This window comes from Cedecea neteri, from assembly GCF_000758325.1.
Taxonomy (GTDB): Bacteria; Pseudomonadota; Gammaproteobacteria; order Enterobacterales; family Enterobacteriaceae; genus Cedecea; species Cedecea neteri_B.
Window position 1 is genome coordinate 2,502,687 of sequence record NZ_CP009459.1, and the last position, 23,969, is coordinate 2,526,655.

At 55.2% G+C, this 23,969-nt stretch carries 19 protein-coding genes; 6 read left to right on the forward strand and 13 right to left on the reverse strand.

The annotated features are described in order from the left end of the window. Positions 1 to 40: 40 nt before the first annotated feature. From LH86_RS11845 to poxB, 3 genes are all read right to left on the reverse strand, one after another. Entirely contained in the window at positions 41 to 1,492 is a 1,452-nt protein-coding gene (locus tag LH86_RS11845) for an SDR family oxidoreductase (protein ID WP_039301499.1), read from the reverse strand. Positions 1,493 to 1,507: 15 nt separating this feature from the next. Continuing rightward, positions 1,508 to 2,509, reverse strand: coding sequence for a low-specificity L-threonine aldolase (gene ltaE, locus LH86_RS11850; RefSeq protein WP_039301502.1), 1,002 nt, complete (start codon positions 2,507 to 2,509; stop codon positions 1,508 to 1,510). A 65-nt stretch (positions 2,510 to 2,574) separates the two neighbouring features. Next, positions 2,575 to 4,296, reverse strand: coding sequence for a ubiquinone-dependent pyruvate dehydrogenase (gene poxB / locus LH86_RS11855; RefSeq protein ID WP_039301505.1), 1,722 nt, complete (start codon positions 4,294 to 4,296; stop codon positions 2,575 to 2,577). Positions 4,297 to 4,446: 150 nt separating this feature from the next. Between poxB and LH86_RS11860 the strand changes: the two genes are divergently transcribed. After that, a complete protein-coding gene (locus LH86_RS11860) occupies positions 4,447 to 4,878 on the forward strand; it encodes a DoxX family protein (RefSeq protein ID WP_039301508.1) in 432 nt (143 codons plus the stop codon). A 35-nt stretch (positions 4,879 to 4,913) separates the two neighbouring features. Here the strand turns inward: LH86_RS11860 and hcr are convergent, their stop codons facing one another. The 4 genes from hcr to aqpZ all read right to left on the reverse strand — a co-directional run bounded on the left by hcr (position 4,914) and on the right by aqpZ (position 9,425). Then, the gene (hcr, locus tag LH86_RS11865) at positions 4,914 to 5,882 is read right to left on the reverse strand and encodes an NADH oxidoreductase (protein WP_039301511.1); all 969 of its coding nucleotides are present in this window, start codon (positions 5,880 to 5,882) and stop codon (positions 4,914 to 4,916) included. 9 nt (positions 5,883 to 5,891) lie between these two features. Next, positions 5,892 to 7,544, reverse strand: coding sequence for a hydroxylamine reductase (gene hcp, locus LH86_RS11870; protein WP_039301515.1), 1,653 nt, complete (start codon positions 7,542 to 7,544; stop codon positions 5,892 to 5,894). 141 nt (positions 7,545 to 7,685) lie between these two features. Continuing rightward, positions 7,686 to 8,585 carry a lysine exporter LysO family protein gene (locus LH86_RS11875; protein ID WP_039301517.1) on the reverse strand — a complete coding sequence of 300 codons (900 nt, stop codon included), beginning with the start codon at positions 8,583 to 8,585 and terminating at the stop codon, positions 7,686 to 7,688. Positions 8,586 to 8,729: 144 nt separating this feature from the next. Further along, complete coding sequence (gene aqpZ / locus LH86_RS11880; RefSeq protein ID WP_039306120.1) at positions 8,730 to 9,425, reverse strand: aquaporin Z; 696 nt, start codon at positions 9,423 to 9,425, stop codon at positions 8,730 to 8,732. Positions 9,426 to 9,837: 412 nt separating this feature from the next. Between aqpZ and LH86_RS11885 the strand changes: the two genes are divergently transcribed. Next, positions 9,838 to 11,493: an ATP-dependent endonuclease gene (locus LH86_RS11885; protein ID WP_039301520.1), complete on the forward strand. Its 1,656-nt coding sequence runs from the start codon at positions 9,838 to 9,840 to the stop codon at positions 11,491 to 11,493. A gap of 21 nt (positions 11,494 to 11,514) precedes the next feature. Here LH86_RS11885 and LH86_RS11890 read toward each other — a convergent pair whose 3' ends face one another. Then, positions 11,515 to 12,462 carry a VirK/YbjX family protein gene (locus LH86_RS11890; protein ID WP_039301524.1) on the reverse strand — a complete coding sequence of 316 codons (948 nt, stop codon included), beginning with the start codon at positions 12,460 to 12,462 and terminating at the stop codon, positions 11,515 to 11,517. Positions 12,463 to 12,604: 142 nt separating this feature from the next. Between LH86_RS11890 and macA the strand changes: the two genes are divergently transcribed. Both macA and macB read left to right on the forward strand, forming a co-directional pair. Further along, positions 12,605 to 13,720, forward strand: a complete 1,116-nt coding sequence (gene macA / locus LH86_RS11895; RefSeq protein WP_039301527.1) for a macrolide transporter subunit MacA — start codon at positions 12,605 to 12,607, stop codon at positions 13,718 to 13,720. After that, positions 13,717 to 15,663, forward strand: coding sequence for a macrolide ABC transporter ATP-binding protein/permease MacB (gene macB, locus LH86_RS11900; RefSeq protein WP_039301529.1), 1,947 nt, complete (start codon positions 13,717 to 13,719; stop codon positions 15,661 to 15,663). The genes macA and macB overlap by 4 nt, the downstream gene beginning before the upstream one ends. Positions 15,664 to 15,740: 77 nt before the next feature. Here macB and cspD read toward each other — a convergent pair whose 3' ends face one another. Next, positions 15,741 to 15,962, reverse strand: coding sequence for a cold shock-like protein CspD (cspD, locus tag LH86_RS11905; RefSeq protein ID WP_008461102.1), 222 nt, complete (start codon positions 15,960 to 15,962; stop codon positions 15,741 to 15,743). Positions 15,963 to 16,285: 323 nt separating this feature from the next. Between cspD and clpS the strand changes: the two genes are divergently transcribed. Continuing rightward, positions 16,286 to 16,606, forward strand: a complete 321-nt coding sequence (clpS, locus tag LH86_RS11910; protein ID WP_008461103.1) for an ATP-dependent Clp protease adapter ClpS — start codon at positions 16,286 to 16,288, stop codon at positions 16,604 to 16,606. Between the two features lie 27 nt (positions 16,607 to 16,633). Next, positions 16,634 to 18,907, forward strand: a complete 2,274-nt coding sequence (gene clpA / locus LH86_RS11915) for an ATP-dependent Clp protease ATP-binding subunit ClpA (RefSeq protein WP_008461105.1) — start codon at positions 16,634 to 16,636, stop codon at positions 18,905 to 18,907. A 97-nt stretch (positions 18,908 to 19,004) separates the two neighbouring features. Here the strand turns inward: clpA and infA are convergent, their stop codons facing one another. From infA to cydD, 4 genes are all read right to left on the reverse strand, one after another. Continuing rightward, positions 19,005 to 19,223 (reverse strand): translation initiation factor IF-1, encoded by a 219-nt coding sequence (gene infA / locus LH86_RS11920; protein WP_002211347.1) that lies wholly within the window; start codon positions 19,221 to 19,223, stop codon positions 19,005 to 19,007. A 285-nt stretch (positions 19,224 to 19,508) separates the two neighbouring features. Further along, positions 19,509 to 20,204, reverse strand: a complete 696-nt coding sequence (aat, locus tag LH86_RS11925; protein ID WP_039301531.1) for a leucyl/phenylalanyl-tRNA--protein transferase — start codon at positions 20,202 to 20,204, stop codon at positions 19,509 to 19,511. Positions 20,205 to 20,466: 262 nt separating this feature from the next. Then, positions 20,467 to 22,188 (reverse strand): heme ABC transporter ATP-binding protein/permease CydC, encoded by a 1,722-nt coding sequence (cydC, locus tag LH86_RS11930; RefSeq protein WP_039301533.1) that lies wholly within the window; start codon positions 22,186 to 22,188, stop codon positions 20,467 to 20,469. Continuing rightward, the gene (cydD, locus tag LH86_RS11935; RefSeq protein WP_039301537.1) at positions 22,188 to 23,954 is read right to left on the reverse strand and encodes a heme ABC transporter permease/ATP-binding protein CydD; all 1,767 of its coding nucleotides are present in this window, start codon (positions 23,952 to 23,954) and stop codon (positions 22,188 to 22,190) included. The genes cydC and cydD overlap by 1 nt, the downstream gene beginning before the upstream one ends. Positions 23,955 to 23,969 lie beyond the last annotated feature (15 nt).

Below are 23,969 nucleotides of genomic sequence, written 5' to 3' on the forward strand. Positions count from 1 at the left end.
AACGGCAGCGCATGCAATGGGAATACTGAAAGATTAGGAGCTAACTTCTCTTTTTGATCGAGTTTTGTTCCGCTAAATGAACAATTCGCCGCGCCATTCCCCTGAAGATAAATAAATGGGCGGGGATCATCGCCAGCCAGTAGATCAAACCGGCGCAGCCGTGAGGATGCCACCAGGCCCTGACGTCCAGCCGACGCTCCTTGCCATCATCCTGCAAGGTGAACGACAGCCGCCCGAGGCCCGGGGCCTTCATACCAAACAGCAGCGTCAGCTCTTTTTCTGGCTCGGCGATAATCACTTTCCAGCTATCGACGGTATCACCCACTTCCAGCATGGCTTTATCAGGCCGACCTTTGGCCAGCTTATGGCCCATCAGTCGATCCATCAGCGCGCGAGTCTTCCACAGGGCATTGCCAAAAAAGTAGCCTTCTTTGCCGCCTAGCTGGTTGATCACCTGCCAGAGCGAAGAGGCAGAAGCCTGGGTGGTCAGCGTACAGCCCGCCTGTTTAGCAAAAAAACCGTAGTCGGGCCGCCAGCGGGCAAAAGCCTGCGCGTCGTAGCCCCAGTCCTGCGAGTTAGCTAGCTGGTGTTCGTTGGCCAGCGTCAGGCGCACGGCGTCGTCAAAGCTGATGAGCTGCTGCGGGATGAGTTCGCATAGGCTGCGGTCGTCCGCCAGCAAATCGTGTTCCAGGCCCTGAATCAGCGCCTTGGCAATGCCGGGCGGCACCGAGGTAATAACATTCAGAAACCACATGGAAATCCAGCTGGTGGGGAGTGGGACGGGGATCAGCGGGCGGCGGCGGCCGCTGATAGCCATAAAGCGCTCAAACTGCTGCTGATAGCTCAGGACTTCCGGCCCGGCGGCTTCAAACAGGCGATGTTCAGTCGCCGGATGGTCCAGCAGCGCGACGAGGTAATGCAGCAGGTTATCCAAAGCTATAGGTGAAGTTCGGGAGCGAACCCAGCGCGGCGGCGTCAGCACTGGCAGGTTGTAAACCATATCCCGCATGACTTCGAAAGCCGCCGAACCAGCGCCCACAATAATCCCCGCGCGCAGTTCGGTAACCGACACGCCGGAATCACGCAGAATATCCGCGGTGATTTGCCGGGCTTTCAGGTGCTTCGAATGCGTTTGCCCGCTTTTGGCCTGCAAAGAGCTGAGGAAAATGACCTGTTTGACCGGATGTTCGGTCAGCGCGTCGCGCATGTTCAGCGCCGCCTGACGTTCGAACTCCATAAAATTATCGCCGTCACCCATGCTGTGGATCAGGTAGTAGACGGTATCCGCCCCTTCGAGCAGGGCACCCAGGCGGTGCGGCCAGTGCAAATCTACGTGTCGGCATTCCACGCCCGGCCAGGGCTGTTTTTTCAGCCAGTCAATGCGGCGGGCGGCGGCGGTGACGTGATGTCCCGCCGCCACAAGTAACGGCACCAGATGCTGGCCAATGTAGCCGCTGGCGCCGAGGACCACTATCCTTTGAGGTTCTGCCATCGTCCCTGATTTCCGTTAGTTTTGCAGGAAGCTGCGCCAGTGGGCGACGACTTCAGCCAGCTGGCTGCGGGTGACGTCCAGATGGGTGACCAGGCGAGTTGCCGGGCCTGCGCTGAGGATGACGCCGCGCTCACGCATGTATGGGCCTAAATCTTCCGCTTCTTCCGCCGTCATGCGCACGAAGACCATGTTGGTATCCTGACGTATTACATCGACGCCGATTTCACGCAGCTCGCCTGCCAGCCAGTGGGCGTTGGCGTGGTCTTCTTTCAGGCGCTCGACGTTATTTTTCAGCGCATACAGGCCTGCCGCCGCCAGAATACCGGCCTGGCGCATACCGCCGCCGGTCATCTTGCGCCAGCGTACAGCGCGCTTGATGTACTCTTTACTGCCCACCAGCAGGGAGCCAACCGGCGTGCCCAGGCCTTTTGACAGGCAAATGGTGAAGCTGTCGCAGTAACGAGTAATCTCTTCCAACTGGCAGCCGTAGGACACCACGGCGTTAAAAATACGCGCGCCGTCTACGTGCAGCGCCAGGTTGTGCTTGCGGGTGAATTCCCAGACCTGCTGGAGGTATTCGCGCGGCAGCACTTTGCCGTTGTGGGTGTTTTCAAGGCTCAGCAATTTAGTGCGGGCGAAGTGAATGTCGTCCGGTTTAATTTTTGCCGCCACTTTATCCAGCGGCAGCGTGCCGTCGCGATCCGCTTCAATGGGCTGAGGCTGAATGCTGCCCAGCACCGCTGCGCCACCCGCCTCATACAGGTAGTTATGCGCGGCCTGGCCAACGATATACTCTTCGCCGCGCTCGCAGTGGCTGAGCAAAGCCACGAGGTTGGCCTGCGTGCCGGTAGGTAAAAACAGGGCAGCTTCTTTCCCGCTGATTTTTGCCGCGTATGCCTGAAGCTCGTTAACCGTGGGGTCGTCGCCGTAAACATCATCCCCGGTCGGGGCGGCCATCATTTGCTCCAGCATGGCGCGGGAAGGGCGGGTAACGGTATCGCTGCGTAAATCGATCATGACGGGTCCTTTATCGAGAGGCTGCGCCCGGACGGTTATCCGGGCGCCTGAGGCAACCTTCTTTTTTACCGGAACCAGTTGGTTTTCGCCAGCTCGATCACTTCATCACCTCGTCCGCTGATGATGGCGCGCAGCATATACAGGCTGAACCCCTTGGCCTGCTCCAGCTTGATTTGCGGCGGGATCGCCAGTTCGTCTTTGGCAACGACAACATCCACCAGCACCGGGCCATCGGTGCTGAAAGCCCGTTCCAGCGCGGCGTTCAGCTCCTCAGGTTTTTCAACGCGGATGCCGGTAATGCCGCAGGCATCGGCGATACGGGCAAAGTTGGTGTCGTGCAGTTCGGTACCGTCGGTGAGGTAGCCCCCGGCTTTCATCTCCATCGCCACGAAACCGAGGACGCTGTTGTTGAACACCACGATTTTAATCGGCAGCTTCATTTGTGCGACTGAAAGGAAGTCGCCCATCAGCATGCTGAAACCGCCGTCGCCGCACATTGCGACCACCTGGCGGTCTGGCGCGGTGGCTTTGGCACCCAGCGCCTGCGGCATAGCGTTAGCCATTGAGCCGTGGTTAAACGAGCCCAGCAGGCGGCGTTTGCCGTTCATTTTCAGGTAGCGCGCTGCCCAGACGGTGGGAGTGCCTACGTCACAGGTAAAAATAGCGTCATCGGCGGCGTAATGGCTGATTTGCTGCGCCAGATATTGCGGGTGAATTTGTTTGCCTTCGGTGGGTTTGGCCAGTTCATCCAGCCCTTCACGGGCTTTGCGATAATCCTCCAGCGCTTTGTCGAGGAAGCTGCGATTGGTTTTCTCTTCCAGCATAGGCAGCAGGGCAGACAGCGTGGCTTTGATATCGCCCACCAGCGCCATGTCGACCTTGCTGTGCGCGCCTATGCTGCCGGGGTTGATATCAATCTGGATAATTTTTGCGTCCGTCGGGTAGAACGCTCGGTAGGGAAACTGGGTGCCGAGCAGGATCAGCGTATCGGCGTTCATCATGGTGTGGAAGCCGGATGAGAAGCCGATTAATCCTGTCATGCCAACGTCGTAAGGGTTGTCGTACTCAACGTGCTCTTTGCCGCGCAAGGCGTGAACAATGGGCGCTTTCAGGGTTGCCGCCAGCTGTACCAACTCAGTATGCGCTCCGGCGCAGCCGCTGCCGCACATCAGGGCGATATTGTCGTTGTAGCGCAGGAGTTGGGCGAGTTTTTTAAGCTCATCCTGATGGGGAACCACAATGGGCTGAGGTGCAGGATACCAGTGTGTAGTGGCATGTTCTGGCGCGGGTTTGAGCGCCACGTCGCCGGGCAGTACTACCACGGAAACGCCCCGATTCAGAATGGCTTTGCGCATGGCAATCGCCAATACCTGCGGGATCTGCTCCGGGTTAGAAACCAGTTCGCAATAGTGGCTGCATTCGCGGAAAAGCTCTTCGGGATGTGTTTCCTGGAAGTAGCCGCTGCCAATTTCGCTGGAGGGAATATGGGCTGCAATGGCGAGAACGGGCACGTGATTGCGGTGGCAATCGTACAGGCCGTTAATCAGGTGCAGGTTACCTGGCCCGCATGAACCGGCGCAGACAGCAAGTTCGCCGGTGAGATGCGCTTCGGCCCCGGCGGCGAAAGCGGCCACTTCTTCATGGCGAGTTGGCATCCATTTAATCGTGCCCATCCGGTTGAGGCTGTCACTGAGGCCGTTCAGTGAATCGCCGGTGACGCCCCAGATACGTTTCACGCCCGCGCTCTCAAGGGTTTTGGCCAGCCAGGCCGCTACGGATTGTTTCATCGGTTTTCCTTGTCCAGTGTGATAGCGCTTAAAAGCTTAGTTCAAATCCTCGTAACGGCTGGTAATGGCCTCCCTAAAATTGGGGCTATTTGTTAGCAAATATTAAGCGTAAATTATTCTCGTTATCATTTTAAAAGGGTGGCAATTCATATGGTTACTAAATTGTTAAATGCAGTGAATGGCGCGCTAAATAAAGACGATCTGGGGAAACTTTTACTGCGGCTGGCGGTCGGCGGACTGATGCTGTTTCACGGCCTGCACAAACTGTTTGGCGGCGTGGGCGGGATTAAGGGAATGCTGGCGGCACATGGCATCCCGGAGTTTGTTGCCTACGGCGTGCTGCTGGGCGAGGTGCTTGCGCCGCTGCTGATTATTTTAGGGATCCTCACTCGGCTGTCTGCGCTTGGGCTGGCGTGCACGATGATTGTGGCCTGGCTGCTGGTGGGCGTGGGGGAAACCTTTATGCTGGATAAAACCGGAGCCTGGGGCATTGAAAGCCTGATGTACTTTTTCCTCGGTGCGCTGGCGATAGTCTTTTGCGGCGCCGGCCGCTACGCGTTTGGCAAGTCTGCCTGGCGGTAAAAAAAGAAGAGGCACCGTGAGGTGCCTCTTTAAGGTCAAGCGAGCACCAGGTCGCTCCGTGGATGGCAGGAGCAGGCCAGCACGTAGCCGCTGGCAATTTCCTCTTCCGTCAGCGTCATGGTGCTTGAGACGGTATAGTCGCCGGAGACCACTTTTGTTTTACAGCAGCCGCAAACCCCGGCACGGCAGGCGGCATTCACCGGCACGCTGTTGCTTTCGAGTGCGGCAAGCAGCGTGCTGCCCGCTGGCGAGTAGAACTCACGCATCGGCTGGAGCGTGGTGAACTTCAGGCCATCCGTTGTTGGTGCAGTGGCAGGCGTAAAGAACACTTCCTGGTAAAATGCCGTGACTCCCAGCGCTTTTACTTCCTTCTCAACCATAGCCATATAAGGCGCAGGCCCGCAGGTCATGACCGTCCGGCTGGCGATATCCGGCACCGCGACCAGGATCTCGCGAGTCAGTCGCCCGGAGATAAAGCCGTGAGTGGCGTTATTTTCTGCCACCAGCGTGACCGGGTAATGCCGCCATTCGTCAGCAAAAATCACGTCCTGTGGGGAGCGCACATTGTAGATGACCTGTATGTCCGCCTGTGGGCGATGCTTTGCCAGCCAGCGGCGCATGGCCACAATAGGCGTGACGCCGCAGCCCGCCGCCAGCAGCAGATAGCGTTCCGACACGATGTTTTCACAGCTGAACTCGCCCTGGGCTTCAGACAACCACAGGTAGTCGCCGATTTTCACTTCTCCGGTCAGCCACTCCGAGCCAGCGCCGCCGTCGATGCGGCGTACTGTCAGCGTGATGAATTCGCTCAGACCCGGCGTGGAAGAGATCGTGTAGGCCCGGAGTGTTTCGCTGCCGTTGCGAATGCTCACCAGCGCATATTGCCCGGCTTTGTAGGGATAGAAGTCGTGGTTGATCAGCGATAGCGTCCAGACATCCGGCGTTTCCTGGTGAATATGGTGTACCTGCATGCGGTGCGGGCACAGCGGCGTTGGCATGGTCATGGCTACTCCTTACGCGCTCATTAACTGTTGGATGTCTTGCTCAACGGTGGTGATGGCGCGCAGGCCAAATTTCTCGTTCAGCACTGCCAGCAGGTTTGGCGTCAGGAAGCCCGGCGCGGTCGGGCCGGTGACGATGTTGGTGACGCCGAGCGACAGCAGCGTGAGCAGAATCACAATCGCCTTTTGCTCAAACCAGGAGAGCACCAGACTCAGCGGCAGGTCGTTCACGCCGCAGCCCAGTTTCTCGGCGAGGGTGACCGCCAGAATAATCGCTGAATATGCGTCGTTGCACTGGCCGGCATCCACCAGCCGAGGCAGTCCTTCGATGTTGCCGAAATCCAGCTTGTTGAAGCGGTATTTGCCGCAGGCCAGGGTCAGGATCAGGCAGTCCTGCGGCACGCTGGTGGCGAAGTCGGTGAAGTAGTTACGTTCTCCGCGCGCGCCGTCGCAGCCGCCGACCAGGAAGATATGACGCAGTTTTTCACGGCTGACCAGATCGATGAGCGTGTCTGCCGCACCCAGCAGCGTCTGGCGGCCAAAGCCGACGGTGATCAGATGCTCGATTTCGCTATACGGGAAACCGGCCATTTGCTGGGCCTGGGTAATCACCGGGCCAAAGTTGTCGCCTTCGAGGTGGCTGACGCCCGGCCAGCCGACGATGCTGCGGGTCCAGATTCGGTCGTCGTACGAGCCCACGGTAGGGTCGATGATGCAGTTGGACGTCATGACGATAGGGCCAGGGAAGCGGGCGAATTCCGTTTGCTGGTTCTGCCAGCCGCTGCCGTAGTTGCCGACCAGGTGTTTGAATTTACGCAGTTCTGGATAACCGTGTGCCGGGAGCATTTCGCCGTGGGTGTAGACGTTCACGCCGGTGCCTTCGGTTTGCTCGAGCAGGTTATAGAGATCTTTCAGGTCATGGCCGGAAATCAGGATGCACTTCCCGGCGACCGGGCGTACGTTAACCTGGGTTGGCGTTGGATGGCCGTATTTACCGGTTTCCCCCTGATCCAGAATGCTCATCACTTTGAAGTTCATCTGGCCGATTTCCATAGAGCAGTCCAGCAGAGCGCCCATATCCGCAGGCCAGGTGCCGAGCCACGCCATGATGTTGTGGTACTGAGCGTAGATGTCATTGTCGTACTGGCCCAGCACATGTGCGTGTTCCATATAAGCGGCGGCGCCTTTCATACCGTACAGGCACAGCAGGCGCAGGCCGAGAATATCTTCGCCAATGTCGGCTTTGTCACGATTTGGCGTGAATTCGGCGGCCTGCCGCTGCAGTTCGCCGAGGTCGCTACTGACCAGCTGTAGCTCTGCCATCGGGTTGGTTACGGTTGCAGCAGGATCAATAGCCAGCGTGCGGGTTTTAAGATCTTCGCGCATAGCAATGGCATCACGTGCATAGCCAACGATGCGGGCGGAGTCGAAGTTCACGTTGGTCAGCGTTGAGAAGAAAGCGCGTGGAGCAAAGTTATCAATTTCGTGGTCGATAATACCGCGTTCGCGCGCGGCAACCGCCCAGGCGGAAAGGCCCTGCAATGTCGCGATCAGCAGATCCTGTAGGTCGGAAGTCTGGGCTGTTTTACCGCAGACGCCCTGGGCATAGGCGCAACCGTCGCCGGCCGGGGTACGAATGGTCTGTTCACATTGCACACAAAACATGATGTCACCTTAAAGTTATATTTTAAATGCATGTTTAAGGTTAGGCTCCGGCTTAACAGGTTAAAAGGACTTTTTGCTGCAACTTAAAGGGAGATTGATATAGCTCAACTTTGGCGGCAGCAGGCTACCGCCAGAGAGGTATCAGGCGGCGAAGAAGGCGATGAGCAGCGGGGTCAGCAGGCTAAGAATAAACCCGTGAACGATGGCGGCAGGCACGATTTCCACGCCGCCGCTGCGCTGTAATACCGGCAGGGTAAAGTCCATTGAGGTAGCCCCACAGAGGCCCAGCGCCGTTGAGCGACTGCGGCGAACCAGCGCCGGAATAAGCATAATAGCCAGTAATTCCCGCACCAGATCGTTAAAGAAGGTCGCGCTGCCAATCACCGGCCCGTAGGCCTCAGTCATCAGGATCCCGGACAGCGAATACCAGCCGAACCCGGAGGCCATAGCCAGGCCCGTTTTGATCGGCAGGCCCAACAGCAGGGCGTTGATCACCCCGGCGATCATTGAGCTGAAAACGACCACAATGGCGACAATAATTCCGCGGCGGTTGAGAACGATTTGCCGGAAGGTCATGCCGCTGTTGCGAAGCTGGATCCCGACCAGCAGCAGCAGGAAGATAAGCGTGTATTCGCTGGCTTCTGTGGCGTATTTAAGCACCTCAAACCCGGTTAGCCCCAGTAGGAAGCCCAGAGCCACTACGCCACAAAGCTGTAAGGACTCCAGGGCCATCGCCAGGCGCGAGGGCAGTTTTTCCTGTTTATGCTGATGCCGCCAGGGCAGAGAGCGTTCCAGCAGCAAGAGACCTGCGATATTACATAGCAGGATCACCCCGACGCTTATCACCGAGTAATGCAGGATAGTCAGCAGGTTAGTGGCGAGATTATCCAGAAACGCCAGGCTAATGCCCATCAGGAAGAGGATCACGTAAACAATCCAGCCCAGCAGGCGGTGAATCAGCCTGAGCAGATGGATTTGTTTCAGTGGGATCAGGTAACCGACGAGCAACGGCACCAGGATAATAAGTAATCCTGACAGCATGGAAGGGACAATCCTTGTAGTTAAAATGTTACGACGGATGTCACACTACCGAAAGAAAGGAATTGAGTCGAGTAGGGACGAAGAAAAAGGTTTACGCGGGGAAAAGAAAACAGCAGGCTCACCCAAGTAAGCCTGCCTCGAAACTTAGCTGCGTTTTTCCAGCAGAGTACGGTAAATAATACCGCCCAGGATCCCACCAATAATAGGCATCACCCAGAATAACCACAGTTGATCCAGTGCCCAGCCACCCTGGAAAATAGCCACTGCAGTACTGCGCGCAGGGTTTACGGAGGTGTTGGTAACCGGAATACTAATTAAGTGAATTAAGGTTAATGCCAGGCCAATGGCTATTGGCGCAAAACCCGGTGCCGCAAATTTGTCCGTTGCACCGTGAATAACAATCAGGAATCCACAGGTTAATACGATTTCAATCACAATGGCGGACAGCATGGAATATCCACCTGGAGAATGTTCGCCGTAGCCGTTAGAAGCAAAACCGCTGGCTGCTGCATCAAAGCCTGCTTTACCGCTGGCGATTAAATAAAGGATAGCGGCAGCGGCAATCCCGCCAATCACCTGGGCAATAATGTAGCCAATCACTTCTTTAGCCGGGAAGCGGCCACCGGCCCAGAGGCCAAGAGTGACGGCCGGGTTAAAATGACCACCGGAAATATGACCGACGGCAAATGCCATAGTCAGTACGGTTAAACCAAATGCCAGCGCGACGCCGACAAAGCCAATGCCTAATTCCGGGAATGCTGCCGCTAATACTGCGCTACCGCAGCCACCAAATACCAGCCAGAATGTCCCGAAGAACTCGGCTGCTAATTTTCTAAACATAACCACCTCTGCTAAAAGCCAGAAACAATCCATGGCTCATGCGCTAAATCACATGACCCCGACTGTCGCTAATTCACCGTCATTAAGTGAATGACGAAAGTAATATTAAGTGCGCGTTAATATTAGGTATTTCGTCAATTCGCCACCAGCACAATAAATTCCAGTTTTTTGATTTAGGGCAATGAGGTGTTATTCCTTTTCTGAGGAGAGTTAGCAGAAGTATAGATTATCTTTGAATGAAGTAAGAATATTCTGGATAACAAAAAATTACCCCTCAGCACGAATTGATTATGGTATATGCGGCGTGTTTTGTTATCGCGTAACGCTATGACATTGTGTGGTTACATTGCCTTCCCGGTTGCCGCTATACTCGAAAAGAGCGATGGACAAAAGCGGATGTACAGGAGGCAGTATGTTTCTCGAGCGGGTTGAGGTGGTTGGTTTTCGCGGTATTAACCGTTTGTCGTTAATGCTTGAGCAAAACAATGTGCTGATTGGCGAAAATGCCTGGGGTAAATCCAGCCTGTTAGATGCGCTGACTTTGCTACTTTCCCCCCACCGGGAGCTGTACCATTTTGTTCGCGAAGACTTCTATTTTCCTCCCGGCGAGCTGCATGGGCGTGAAAGTCACCTGCAAATCATTCTGACCTTCCGCGAGGCGGCACCTGGCCACCATTTAGGTCGGCGGTATCGTAATCTTTCCCCGGTTTGGGTGGAGGGGAACGACGGCTTTCATCGTATTTATTACCGTCTGGAGGGAGAACTTGGGGATGAAGGGACAGTTTTAACGCTACGAAGCTTTCTCAATGCCCACGGCCAGCCGCTGGCGCTGGACGAAATTGACGACGTGGCGATGAATATTACGCGGCTGAATCCCGTGCTGCGCCTCAGAGATGCCCGGTTCATGCGGAGATTGCGCAACGGCAGCATGCCCGAAATGCCGGAAACGGAGCTGACCGCGCGCCAGCTGGATTTCCTGGCGCGGGAGCTGGTATCAAGGCCGCAAAACCTCACCGATGCGCAGCTGCGCCAGGGGCTATCGGCCATGGTGCAGCTACTTGAACACTATTTCTCTGAGCAGGGCGCGATAGCCCACCAGCGCCTGATGCGGCGGCGTTCTCACGATGAGCAGCGCAGCTGGCGCTATCTGGATGTGATCAACCGGATGATCGACAAGCCCGGCAGCCGTTCGCATCGGATGATCCTGCTGGGCATGTTTTCCACGTTGCTGCAGGCGAAGGGCAGTATCGCGCTCGACAGGGACGCCCGCCCGCTGCTGCTGGTGGAAGATCCTGAAACTCGTTTACACCCGATTATGCTGTCTGTTGCCTGGCACCTGCTGAATCTGCTGCCGCTGCAAAAAATTACCACCACAAATTCCAGTGAGTTGCTCTCGCTGACGCCGGTAGAGCAGGTTTGTCGGCTGGTGCGTGAATCCTCTCGCGTGGCTGCATGGCGGTTAGGACCGGGCGGTATGAACGCGGAAGACAGTCGGAGAATTGCTTTCCACATTCGTTTTAACCGAGCGTCCTCGCTTTTTGCTCGCTGCTGGCTGCTGGTGGAAGGCGAAACCGAAGTATGGGTGATGAACGAACTGGCGCGGCAGTGTGGGCATCATTTTGATGCCGAGGGCGTGAAGGTTATCGAGTTTGCGCAATCTGGCCTGCGCCCGTTAATTAAATTTGCACGTCGGATGGGCATTGAATGGCATGTGCTGGTGGACGGGGATGATGCCGGTAAAAAATATGCGGCAACCGTACGCGGCTTGCTGGACAATGACCGCGATCGGGAGCGCGAGCATCTGACGGCGCTGCCTGCGCTGGATATGGAGCATTTTATGTATCGGCAGGGTTTTTCAGATGTGTTCCATCGCGTGGCTCAGTTGCCTGAAAACGTGCCGATGAATTTGCGCAGGATTATTACGAAAGCTATTCATCGCTCGTCAAAGCCGGATTTAGCCATCGAAGTGGCGCTGGAGGCTGGGCGTCGCGGCGTGGATGCGGTTCCGCCGCTATTTCGTAAAATGTTTTCCCGGGTGCTTTGGCTGGCGCGTGGCCGGGCGGATTAGCGCCCGGCTGGCAATGCAGATTTAGAAATGGCTGTTGATGCTGCTCATCATGCCGTCGAGAAGTTCATAGCGGCGGCGATACTCCGCACGTTTTTTGCTGGCAATATCTTCCAGCGATTTGCGTTCCACGCTGGACGGCAGAGCGTACAGGCCATCCGCGCGAGGTTCACCGCTCATGGACTGCCAGAAATTGTCATAGTCCGCATGTAGACTGTCTTTTTTCTTCTTTTCGTAGCGCCATGAACGGTAAATATGCGTGCTGTTGCCTACGGCCAGAATGCGCTCTGCGTCGAGAAGCTTCGCCAGTTCACAGGCAACCTCAAGCAGCATGCGTTTCGGGAACAGTCCGTGGCAAGCTTTAGTTGCTGCCTGTATAGCTTCATGAGGCACCCAGGGTTTTGCGCCCTGCAGACAGCCAATAAAGAAAGTGTTTTTACCTTCGAACTGGTTGAGCGTGAAGGTCATGCGCGCCAGGGGAACGCCCTCTTCATTACAGAAATTCAGGAAGGCTTCGCCTTCTTTACCTTCAATATCGTGAGAGGTGAGATCGATAAACATCAGCTCGTTGTTTTTACCCACCAGCGTGGCCAGGCGGTAACCTTCGGCAGAGAAATGCCCGTTAAGCAGTTTTTTCGGCATTTTCTCGGCAATTTTCTGGTAGTGGTAAGTGATAGTATCCCGCGTATCCTTACGTTTCAGCGGCAGCGCAAGGTAAGGGCGGTGCAGGCGGCAAGGCAGCCCAGGCTGAGCGTTCAGCATGCTTGCAAGATGTGGCTGGCTTGCCAGGTTTTTCATCAGGCTGGCGGTATACACCGGCATCGCCAGTGAGCGTAAAATAAACTTGCGGCGATAAGCCTTCTTGCCCCAGGATGCTCCCGGCTGCCATTCCCCCGTCGCGAGGGAAAGGAAGAGTTTCCAGCCTGTTTGAGGCAGGGTTTCGGTAACATGCGCGGCAGCGATCTGGGACATAATAACAACCTGATATTCGGGAAAGATGGCACTATTTCAGCACGCCGGATGTCAACCGACATTCAATAACTGTTACATATCTTCACATTGTGCAGTTTGTTTAAGAACCGTTTAATCATGCGTTAGCTATTTCAGGATTCATATGAAAATTAAGGGAAAATTTAAAAAACGTTATTGGCTTTACGCGCTGTTGGTGGTGATATTTTTCCTCTGGCTTTGGCAGTTTTTGCATGTGCCAGCCCCACAATATCAAACGATGATCGTACGTAAGGCTTCGCTTCAGCAAAGCGTTCTGGCAACCGGAAAGCTCGATGCCGTGCGCAAAGTTGACGTCGGGGCGCAGGTGAGCGGGCAGTTAAAAACGCTGTCGGTTAGCATCGGCGATAAAGTAAAAAAAGATCAGCTTTTGGGGGTTATCGATCCCGAACAGGCAGAAAACCAGGTCAAAGAGGTTGAAGCCACGCTGATGGAGCTGCGTGCCCAGCGCATGCAGTCCGAAGCCGAAAGTAAGCTTGCCGCGGTGACGCTCTCCCGCCAGCAGGCGCTGGCAAAAACTCAGGCGGTGTCCCGCCAGGATCTTGATAAAGCGGCAACCGATTTGGCGGTAAAACAGGCTCAGATTGGCACCATTGACGCTCAAATTAAGCGCAATCAGGCCTCTTTGAGCACCGCGAAAACTAACCTCGAGTTCACCCGTATCGTCGCGCCAATGGCGGGGGAAGTGACGCAGATAACAACGCTGCAGGGGCAAACCGTGATTGCGGCGCAGCAGGCGCCAAATATTCTGACGCTGGCTGATTTAAGCATCATGCTGGTGAAAGCGCAGGTCTCTGAAGCCGATGTTATCCATCTCAAACCGGGCCAGAAAGCCTGGTTTACGGTACTTGGCGACCCGATGACGCGCTATGAAGGCGTGCTGAAAGATATCCTGCCGACGCCAGACAAAGTCAATGAGGCTATTTTCTATAATGCGCGTTTTGAGGTGCCGAATCCGAAGGGGATCCTTCGTCTGGATATGACCGCTCAGGTGCATATTCAACTCGGCGGCGTAAAAGATGTGCTGACGATTCCGCTGGCTGCGCTGGGCGAACCGATCGGTGATAATCGCTATAACATCACCGTGCTGCGCAACGGGGAAACCAAAATCCGTGAGATAACTATCGGGATGCGGAACGACACCCAGGTTCAGGTCGTTAACGGGCTGGAAGAAGGCGAAGAGGTGGTGACTGGTCGCGCCAATGCCGGGAGTAGCAAATGACGGCGCTGCTTGAATTAAAGGACATTCGCCGCAGCTATCCTTCTGGTGAAGAGCAGGTTGAGGTACTGAAGGGGATCAGCCTGACGATTGAAGCCGGGGAAATGGTGGCGATTGTTGGCGCATCCGGTTCCGGTAAATCGACGCTAATGAACATCCTCGGTTGCCTGGATAAACCCAGCAGCGGCAGCTATAAGGTCGCGGGCGTGGATGTGTCGGGGCTGGATAACGATGCGTTGGCGACGCTGCGTCGCGAGCATTTCGGCTTTATCTTCCAGCGTTATCACCTGCTTTCTCACCTTAATGCCTCGCAAAATGTTGAAGTTCCTGCGGTGTACGCCGGGACAACGAGAGCCCAGCGTCAGCAGCGGGCGCATGAGTTGCTGGGGCGTCTGGGGCTGAAGGAACGGGTGGAATATCTGCCTTCGCAGCTTTCGGGCGGGCAGCAACAGCGCGTCAGTATCGCTCGTGCGTTGATGAATGGCGGGCAGGTGATTCTGGCCGATGAACCTACCGGTGCACTCGACAGCCATTCCGGTGAAGAGGTGATGGCCACGCTGAAGCAACTGCGCGAGCGCGGGCATACGGTGATTATCGTGACTCACGATCCGGCCGTGGCGGCGCAGGCTCAGCGTATTATCGAAATTCGTGATGGGGAAATTATCAGTAATCCTCCGCCGGTTCATCAGCCGACAGCGCGCATGGTTGAAAATCAAACGCTGCGGAGCGGTTCATCGATACAGCAAGTCATCAGCAGCTTCCGCGAGGCGCTCGGTATGGCCTGGCTGGCGATGGCCGCGAACAAGATGCGCACGCTGCTGACCATGCTTGGCATTATTATTGGTATTGCCTCGGTGGTCTCTATTGTCGTGGTGGGCGATGCCGCTAAGCAGATGGTGCTGGAGGATATTCGCTCCATCGGCACCAATACGATCGACGTCTATCCCGGTAAAGATTTCGGGGATGACAATCCACAGTTCCAGCAGGCATTAAAATATGATGATTTGCTGGCTATCGGCCAGCAGCCCTGGGTGAGTTCGGCCACGCCTTCTATTTCCAGCAATTTACGCCTTCGCTACGGCAACGTGGATGCGGCGGCCAGCGTCAATGGTGTCAGCGGCGATTATTTTGATGTTTACGGCATGACCATGAGCCAGGGCGCGAGCTTTAACGACGAGCAGATGAAGGGCCGCGCACAGGTTGTGGTGCTGGATGCCAATAGCAAAAGACAGCTTTTCCCGAACAAAAGTGATGTTGTCGGGGAGGTTGTGCTGGTGGGCAATATGCCCGCCACGGTGATTGGCGTGGCGGAAGAGAAACAGTCGATGTTCGGCAGCAGCAAAGTGCTGCGAGTCTGGCTGCCTTATAACACAATGGCCGGGCGCGTGATGGGGCAGAGCTGGCTCAACTCAATAACCGTGCGTGTTAAAGAAGGGTATGACAGCCACGAAGCCGAGCAGCAGCTTAATCGCCTGCTGTCGCTGCGTCACGGCAAGAAAGACTTTTTCACCTATAACATGGACGGGCTGTTGAAAACGGCGGAAAAGACCACACGTACTCTTCAGATGTTCCTGACGCTGGTAGCGGTTATTTCGCTGTTGGTTGGGGGGATTGGGGTCATGAATATTATGCTGGTGTCGGTCACTGAACGTACCAAAGAGATCGGTATCCGTATGGCGGTGGGCGCGCGAGCCAGCGATGTACTGCAGCAGTTTTTAATTGAGGCGGTGCTGGTTTGCCTGGTCGGTGGCGCGCTGGGGATATCGCTGTCGCTGGTTATCGCGTTCACGCTGCAGCTGGTGCTGCCGGGCTGGCAGATAGGTTTCTCGCCGGTGGCGCTGCTGACCGCCTTTGGCTGCTCCACGGCAACGGGGGTGCTCTTTGGCTGGTTGCCGGCCAGAAACGCGGCGCGTCTGAACCCTATCGATGCGTTAGCCCGTGAGTAATCCCAGCGGTTGGTCATAAAAATGCCAGCCTTATGGGCTGGCATTTTATTTGCGGGATGTACACAATCAATGGGGAACTACGCGACCGCTTCCGCCTCGTGGGGAACGATCAGGCTGGCATGGTTGCCTTTAGGTCCCTGATGCACATCAAACCTGACAAGCTGTCCGGCTTTTAACGTTCTGTATCCGTCCATTTGAATGGTGGAGTAGTGAGCGAAGATGTCTTCGCCGCCGCCTTCCGGGCAGATGAAACCGAACCCTTTGGCGTTATTGAACCATTTAACAGTACCCGTCTCCATGCTTCGACATCCTTCGTAACTCTTAATAGTGAGATGGAATCAACCGGTGGGTAAGGGCGGGCTGTTCAAAACCTCGCCAACTCACCCCGCTACAATGTAGATATTTTATACACTGCGTCAAGCGTCTGGCGGGGCAGGTAAGGCAACAATGAGTCAAAAATTTGAAGCAGTTAACGCTATTGCTATTAATGTGATGTAGCTCGCTCACGGAGATTCGTCACGGGATCGAATACGTTGTCATACGTTTGCGAAAAGCGTATTACACTCAATATAAGGCCTTGCCTGACAGTATGTTGGGCTTCAACAAACGATGATAAATCGCAATGGGTAAGACGAACGACTGGTTGGACTTTGACCAAATGGCGGCGGATAAACTGCGCGAAACGCTAAAACCGCCCTCCATGTATAAAGTTATACTGATGAACGATGACTACACGCCAATGGAATTTGTTATTGACGTACTGCAAAAGTTCTTTTCTTATGATGTTGAACGTGCCACGCAGTTGATGCTCACGGTTCACTATCAGGGTAAAGCTATCTGTGGCATCTTTACTGCAGAAGTAGCGGAAACCAAAGTGGCGTTAGTGAACCAGTATGCAAGGGAGAACGAGTACCCGTTGCTGTGTACGCTAGAAAAAGCCTGACAAGGCCGATAATTTGGGGAGGTGCCTATGCTCAATCAAGAACTGGAACTCAGTTTAAACATGGCTTTCGCCAGAGCGCGCGAGCACCGACATGAGTTTATGACCGTCGAGCATCTGTTACTGGCATTGCTCAGTAACCCATCTGCCCGCGAAGCGCTGGAAGCGTGTTCTGTGGACATGGTGGCGCTGCGGCAGGAGCTCGAAGCCTTCATCGAACAAACTACGCCGGTCCTGCCACCCAACGTTGAAGAGCGCGACACGCAGCCGACGCTCAGCTTCCAGCGTGTGCTGCAGCGAGCGGTGTTTCACGTCCAGTCCTCCGGGCGCAGTGAAGTGACCGGCGCGAACGTGCTGGTCGCCATTTTCAGCGAACAGGAATCCCAGGCAGCCTATCTGCTGCGCAAACATGAAGTAAGCCGCCTCGACGTGGTGAACTTTATCTCTCACGGCACGCGCAAAGACGAACCGAATCAGTCGTCGGGTTCTGAAAATCCGGTCAACGAAGAGCAAGCAGGCGGGGAGGAACGTATGGAAAACTTCACCACCAATCTTAATCAGCTTGCGCGCGTGGGCGGGATCGATCCGCTGATTGGCCGCGATAAAGAGCTGGAGCGTGCTATCCAGGTTCTGTGCCGTCGCCGTAAAAACAATCCACTGCTGGTCGGTGAATCTGGCGTGGGTAAAACGGCTATTGCTGAAGGGCTGGCATGGCGGATTGTGCAGGGTGATGTGCCGGAAGTGATGGCCGATTGCACCATCTACTCGCTGGATATCGGTTCTCTGCTGGCCGGTACCAAATACCGCGGCGATTTTGAAAAACGTTTTAAAGCGCTGCTGAAACAGCTCGAACAGGATCAAAACAGCATCCTGTTTATCGATGAAATCCACACCATTATTGGTGCGGGCGCTGCTTCCGGTGGCCAGGTCGACGCCGCTAACCTGATTAAACCGCTGCTCTCCGGCGGTAAAATTCGGGTGATTGGCTCGACGACTTATCAGGAGTTCAGCAACATCTTCGAAAAAGATCGTGCTCTGGCGCGCCGCTTCCAGAAGATTGATATTACTGAGCCAAGCGTTGAAGAAACGGTGCAGATCATTAACGGGCTGAAACCGAAATATGAAGCGCACCACGACGTTCGCTATACCGCGAAGGCGATTCGCGCGGCGGTTGAGCTGGCAGTGAAATACATCAATGACAGACATCTCCCGGACAAGGCTATCGACGTCATCGATGAGGCGGGCGCACGTAGCCGCCTGATGCCGGTCAGCAAGCGTAAGAAAACCGTTAACGTGGCGGACATTGAAACCGTGGTCGCTCGCATTGCGCGCATCCCGGAAAAAAGCGTTTCCGCGAGCGATCGCGATACGCTGAAAAGCCTGGGCGATCGCCTGAAAATGCTGGTGTTTGGCCAGGATAAAGCGATTGAAGCGCTGACCGAAGCGATCAAGATGAGTCGTGCCGGCTTGGGTCAGGATCATAAACCTGTCGGTTCGTTCCTGTTTGCTGGCCCTACGGGGGTTGGTAAGACGGAGGTCACCGTGCAGCTGGCGAAGTCGCTGGGTATTGAGCTGCTGCGCTTTGATATGTCTGAGTACATGGAACGCCATACCGTGAGCCGCCTGATTGGCGCTCCTCCTGGCTATGTTGGTTTCGATCAGGGTGGGCTGCTGACGGACGCGGTGATTAAGCATCCGCATGCGGTTCTGCTGCTCGATGAAATCGAAAAAGCGCACCCGGATGTCTTTAACCTGCTGCTGCAGGTAATGGACAACGGTACGCTGACCGATAACAACGGGCGCAAGGCGGACTTCCGCAACGTGATTCTGGTGATGACCACCAACGCCGGGGTGCGGGAAACCGAACGTAAATCTATCGGGCTTATCCGCCAGGACAACAGCACCGATGCGATGGAAGAGATCAAAAAGATCTTTACGCCGGAGTTCCGTAACCGTCTCGACAACATTATCTGGTTCAACCATCTCTCTACCGAGGTGATTCATCAGGTGGTGGATAAGTTTATCGTCGAGCTTCAGGTGCAGTTGGATCAGAAAGGCGTTTCGCTGGAAGTGAGTCAGGAAGCGCGTGACTGGCTGGCAGATAAGGGCTATGACCGCGCGATGGGCGCTCGTCCAATGGCGCGTGTTATCCAGGACAACCTGAAAAAACCGCTGGCCAACGAACTGCTGTTCGGCACCCTTGTTGACGGTGGGCAGGTCACGGTTGCGCTGGATAAAGACCAGCAGCAGTTGACCTTCAACTTTGCAAGTGCGCAGAAGCACAAGCCGGAGGCCGCGCATTAGCGCTGGCTGAGGATGTAAAAAAGGCCGGGCATTGCCCGGCCTTTCTATTACAACTAACTCTCAACGCCGCCCATCTCAGGCCGCGGAATAAAAACTATCAACGGCTACGGAAGACAATGCGGCCTTTGCTCAGGTCGTACGGGGTCAGCTCAACGGTGACTTTGTCGCCCGTCAGAATGCGGATGTAGTTTTTGCGCATTTTACCGGAGATATGAGCGGTAACCACGTGCCCGTTTTCCAGCTCAACGCGGAACATGGTGTTAGGTAACGTATCCAGTACGGTACCCTGCATTTCAATATTGTCTTCTTTGGCCATCTAATCCTCTGGGGTATCACTACCGTAGTTTGAACCGGCAAGATAATGCCGAAGTTCGCTTATCATGTAAAGAATTGTTGGTGAAATCACCAGTGAAAGTGCATTTTGCTTATTACCCGCCGGTGAGCAGCTTGCCGCATGGCAATGTCTGCGATGAAGAACGCAAGGAGATAAATGAGAGGGTATTCCCTTAAACAATAAATCCCAGACAACGGCGGGGTAGCAGGCAAAAGCCACTTAGCGGCGCTAATTATAACACCCTCACATAAAATGTGTTGTTAAACATTATTGCTCCAGCGTCTGCGGAACCCAGCAATTAGAGCCTAAGTGTTGGAGACGAAGTTCCGCTAATGCCTGCAGATACTCCCGACGGGGAGTTTCAATCACGCCCAGTGAAGCCGTGTGCTCATTTAATACCTGGCAGTCGATCAATTTTCCGCCGTGGCGAATAAAGTGCTGACAGAAAACCAGCAGTGCCGTTTTAGAGGCATTCACCCGGCGGCTAAACATCGATTCGCCGCAAAATAATGCTCCCTGCGCAACGCCATACATGCCTCCTGCCAGCTCTTTTCCTTCCCAAACTTCAATGGAGTGGGCATGGCCTAATTCATGCAGGCGCAAATAAGCTTCTACAATGTCTGCGGTGATCCAGGTGCCTTCATTTCGGTCGCTGGCGCAGCCGTAGAGTACGCGCTCAAAAGCGTGGTTGAGCGTGACGGTATAAGGCGAAGTGCGATGAAAGCGCTTCATGCTGCGGCTAAGGTGAAACTGTTCAGGGTAAAGAATGGCGCGGGGATCGGGCGACCACCACAAAATAGGGTCGCCGGGAGAAAACCACGGAAAGATGCCTCGCTGATAGGCCATCAGCAGGCGTGCTGGAGTCAGGTCGCCGCCAAGCGCCAGTAACCCATTAGGTTCACGCAACGCCCCTTCCGGCGAAGGAAAGGCAATCGAGTCACGAGACAGCTGTACCAGGCGCATGACGGACAATACTCCAGAGCAATAGAGCAGTAATAAATTGATAAACCCGTCATACTTCAAGCTGCAGGTGCGTTGACTGCACCCGTTATTCGGCTCATCCATGAGCCTCACCCTGAAGGGCCGCTGCGAGCAACGTTCAAATCTGTTCCCGACAGATTTGTTACCCCAGTCACATAGTTAGCTATGCTCCTGGGGACTTACGGTCTTGCCGCCTGCCTGCAACTCGAATTATTTAGGGTTATACATAGTTTATCAGGAACGCCTACAGACGCTGGCGAAATTGATAATAACGTCCACCGGACGCCATTAATTCGGCGTGATTACCTTGCTCAATTATTTGCCCGTTGTCCATCACAATTATGCTGTCAAAAGCGTTCAAACCGCGCAGGCGGTGAGTGACCATCAGCACAGTTTTATCTCTGGTGACTTCAGCTAACAAATCAAGGATTTGACGCTCTGTTTCTGCATCCAGACCTTCGGTAGGTTCATCCAGCAGCATAAGAGGGGCGTTATGCAGTATTGCTCTGGCAATCGCAAGGCGACGAAGCTCCCCGCCGGAAAGCTGACGACCACCTTCGCCGAGCCAGCTATTAAGCCCGCCGTCTTCAAGCAGTTTTTCAAGTCCTACCTGAGTCAGAGCGGTACTGAGGTGGGCATCGCTGCCCTCTGGAGACGCCAGTAAAAGGTTATCGCGAAGCGTGGCGCTAAACAGGTGTACGCGCTGCGGGACAACGCTCGTTGCTTTGCGCAGAGTGGCTTCATCAAAAGCGCTAAGGGCGATGCCGTTAAGTTTAATCTCTCCCTGCTGAGCATCCCATGCGCGGGTCAGCAATTGCAGTAAAGTGGATTTACCGCAGCCTGTTTTACCGAGGATCGCTATTCTCTGCCCGTTGCTGACAGACAATGAAATGTCTTTTAGTGCCGGCTGGCTCTGTCCTGGATAGGTAAAGTTCATCCCGCGAATGTCCAGAGCTGCCTGACGTTGCTCGAGCTGCATTGCTTCAGAAAAAATAACTTCAGGTGTCTGGCTGGTGATTTGCGTCACGCGCAGCGCGGAGGCAATGACCTGGCCAAGATGCTGAAAAGCGCCGGTAACCGGGGCCATCGCTTCAAAAGCTGCCAGGGCACAAAAGACGAACAGGGCAATCAGCGCGCCGGGAGATTGGCTTTCGCCTACACCTGCGGATGCCATCCACAGCATCGTCAGCACGGCAATACCGCTGATGAGCAGCATGACAGCTTGCGACAGAGCGGTTAACCCAGCCTGGCGACGTTGTGCTTCCTGCCAGCTGTTTTCTGTGGCATCTAACTGTTCGCGTGCGCGGTTTGCTGCGCCGAAAATGGTTAATTCCGCGTGACTTTGCAGCCAGGAGGTTAGCTGTTGGCGATAGTTACCGCGTTGAACGGTTAGCGCTTCCCCGGTTGGCTGCCCGGCGCGGTAGAACAGCGGCGGTAACAAGATAAGCGTCGCGAGTAAAATTCCTCCAAGCGTTAACGCCAGAGTTATGTCGAGAAAACTCAGGCCAAAAGTCACTACCAGGATAACGACAAAAGCGCCGACGAGCGGGGAAATAACCCGTAAATAAAGGTGATCGAGCGTATCGACGTCAGCCACCACGCGATTTAGCAATTCTCCCTGGCGAAAGCGCGTCAGTCCGGCAGGGGAGAGAGGCAGCAGCTTGCTAAAGGTCGACACGCGTAAATGCTGCAGGACGCGGAAAGTAGCATCGTGGCTGACCAGGCGCTCGAAATAGCGGCCTGCGGTGCGGGTGATCGCCGCCCCGCGAACGCCAGCGGCAGGCAGCATGTAGTTAAAGCTGTAGAGCCCGGCAACGCCTACCACGGCAGAGGCAGAAAGGAACCAGCCGGAGAGCGTTAACAGGCCAATGCTGGCAAGTAGTGTGATAATCGCCAGAACAACGCCTAAAGACAGCAACCATTTGTGGCGACGATAAAGCGCCAGATAAGGCAGCAATGCGCGCATTAAATCTCCTCCTGGCGGCTCGCCAGCAATACAGCGAAGGGGCCTTCTTCAGCGGAAAGTTGTTCGAAATTTCCCTGCTGAACAATTTGCCCGTTACGCATCACCCAGATTTGATCCCAAGTGCTGATGTAGTCCAGTTGGTGAGTCACCATCAGTGTGGTTTGTTTCTGGGACGCTTCCGTGAGCGCTTCCATTACACGCTGTTCGCTGTGGGCATCCAGGCTCGCGGCAGGCTCATCCAGCAATAAAACACCACAAGGGGAGAGTAACGCTCTGGCTACGGCTACTCGCTGTGCCTGACCCACGGATAAGCGGATAGACTGATCGCCGATTGGGGTGTCAATGCCTTCTGGCAGCTGCGACAGAAACTCTGTTACCGAGGCTTTATCCAGAGCTGCCTGCAAACGAGCATCATCCGCTTCCGGCATCCCCAGAAGTACATTGTCACGCAATGTAGCTGCTGGTAGCTGTGGATTTTGCCCCACCCAACTAAGCTGTGTGCGCCACCATTCAGGTGAAAGCTGTGCCAACTCGACGCCATTGACCAGCAACTGCCCCTGATAGGGCAGGAAACCGGACAGGACATTCAGCAGGGAGCTTTTGCCCGCACCGCTTTGGCCCACCAGCGCCACGCGTTGCCCGGCGGGAAGCATGAAATTCAGCGGCCCGGCCAGTACTTTTCCCTCTGCGGACAGAATTGTCATCTCGCGAGCTTCAAGAGTAAAAGTCCCGTTGCCTGAAAGCTGCACGGTTCCTTGCTCTGGATGTTGCAGCGGCGCGTCGAGGAAGGTTTTCAGGGTCTCTGCCGCACCCACGGCCTGAGCCCTGGCGTGATAGAAAGTGCCCATATCGCGCAGCGGCTGGAAGAATTCAGGGGCAAGAATGAGCGCCAGGAAGCCAGCGAATAAAGTCACTCCGGCACCGTAATGGCCGAAATTCAGCTCGCCAAGGTAAGAGAAGCCGAAATAGACGGCCACCACGGCGATCGATAACGAGGCGAAAAACTCCAGCACGCCGGAAGAAAGAAAGGCCATACGCAGCACTTCCATGGTGCGCTGACGAAAGTCCTGGCTTGCCGCGCGAATATTTTCAGTTTCCGCCGCACCGCGGTTAAATACCCTGAGTGTTTCCATCCCGCGAAGACGATCGAGGAAATGGCCGCTGAGCCTTGCCAGCGCCTGGAAATTACGGCGGTTCGCATCGGCTGCGCCCATGCCTACCAGCGCCATGAAAATGGGGATAAGCGGCGCGGTGCCAAGCAAAATGAGCGCGGCTGCCCAGTTGATCGGGAAAATGGCAATAATAATCAGCAAAGGCACCATGACCGCCAGCGACATCTGCGGTAGGTAGCGCGCATAGTAGTCGTGCATGTCTTCTATTTGCTCAAGCACCAACGTCGCCCAGCTCCCGACGGGTTTGCCCTGAATCCAGGCCGGGCCTGCCTGATGCAATCTGTCGAGTACCTGGCGGCGAATTTCCTGGCGAATGTGCAGTCCTGCGTGGAAGCCGACCTTTTCCCGTAGCCACACGATCCACGCGCGCAGCACAAATACCAGAACCAGCAAAATAAACGGCATGAGCAATGCTTCACGCGGAATATTTTCCATGATCATGTGCTGGAGAATGCGGGCGAGCAGCCAGGCCTGGGCCACAATCAGTAAACCACTGACCAAACCGAGCAGACGTGACAAGCCCAGCCAACGGCGAGAGATAAGACTTTGCTGCTTTAGCCAGAGGCTAAGTTCTTGCTGACGGGTTTTATTCATCGCGTGCCAGATGCT

What these genes read in the sequence shown, in the direction of transcription:
- cspD (WP_008461102.1), bottom strand. Translation starts at nt 15,962, where the DNA reads ATGGAGACGGGTACTGTTAAATGGTTCAATAACGCCAAAGGGTTCGGT.
- LH86_RS11890 (WP_039301524.1), bottom strand. Translation starts at nt 12,462, where the DNA reads ATGTCCCAGATCGCTGCCGCGCATGTTACCGAAACCCTGCCTCAAACA.
- cydD (WP_039301537.1), bottom strand. Translation starts at nt 23,954, where the DNA reads ATGAATAAAACCCGTCAGCAAGAACTTAGCCTCTGGCTAAAGCAGCAA.
- macA (WP_039301527.1), top strand. Translation starts at nt 12,605, where the DNA reads ATGAAAATTAAGGGAAAATTTAAAAAACGTTATTGGCTTTACGCGCTG.
- LH86_RS11885 (WP_039301520.1), top strand. Translation starts at nt 9,838, where the DNA reads ATGTTTCTCGAGCGGGTTGAGGTGGTTGGTTTTCGCGGTATTAACCGT.
- LH86_RS11845 (WP_039301499.1), bottom strand. Translation starts at nt 1,492, where the DNA reads ATGGCAGAACCTCAAAGGATAGTGGTCCTCGGCGCCAGCGGCTACATT.
- aat (WP_039301531.1), bottom strand. Translation starts at nt 20,204, where the DNA reads ATGCGCCTGGTACAGCTGTCTCGTGACTCGATTGCCTTTCCTTCGCCG.
- LH86_RS11875 (WP_039301517.1), bottom strand. Translation starts at nt 8,585, where the DNA reads ATGCTGTCAGGATTACTTATTATCCTGGTGCCGTTGCTCGTCGGTTAC.
- infA (WP_002211347.1), bottom strand. Translation starts at nt 19,223, where the DNA reads ATGGCCAAAGAAGACAATATTGAAATGCAGGGTACCGTACTGGATACG.
- hcp (WP_039301515.1), bottom strand. Translation starts at nt 7,544, where the DNA reads ATGTTTTGTGTGCAATGTGAACAGACCATTCGTACCCCGGCCGGCGAC.
- hcr (WP_039301511.1), bottom strand. Translation starts at nt 5,882, where the DNA reads ATGACCATGCCAACGCCGCTGTGCCCGCACCGCATGCAGGTACACCAT.
- aqpZ (WP_039306120.1), bottom strand. Translation starts at nt 9,425, where the DNA reads ATGTTTAGAAAATTAGCAGCCGAGTTCTTCGGGACATTCTGGCTGGTA.
- cydC (WP_039301533.1), bottom strand. Translation starts at nt 22,188, where the DNA reads ATGCGCGCATTGCTGCCTTATCTGGCGCTTTATCGTCGCCACAAATGG.
- poxB (WP_039301505.1), bottom strand. Translation starts at nt 4,296, where the DNA reads ATGAAACAATCCGTAGCGGCCTGGCTGGCCAAAACCCTTGAGAGCGCG.
- macB (WP_039301529.1), top strand. Translation starts at nt 13,717, where the DNA reads ATGACGGCGCTGCTTGAATTAAAGGACATTCGCCGCAGCTATCCTTCT.
- ltaE (WP_039301502.1), bottom strand. Translation starts at nt 2,509, where the DNA reads ATGATCGATTTACGCAGCGATACCGTTACCCGCCCTTCCCGCGCCATG.
- LH86_RS11860 (WP_039301508.1), top strand. Translation starts at nt 4,447, where the DNA reads ATGGTTACTAAATTGTTAAATGCAGTGAATGGCGCGCTAAATAAAGAC.
- clpA (WP_008461105.1), top strand. Translation starts at nt 16,634, where the DNA reads ATGCTCAATCAAGAACTGGAACTCAGTTTAAACATGGCTTTCGCCAGA.
- clpS (WP_008461103.1), top strand. Translation starts at nt 16,286, where the DNA reads ATGGGTAAGACGAACGACTGGTTGGACTTTGACCAAATGGCGGCGGAT.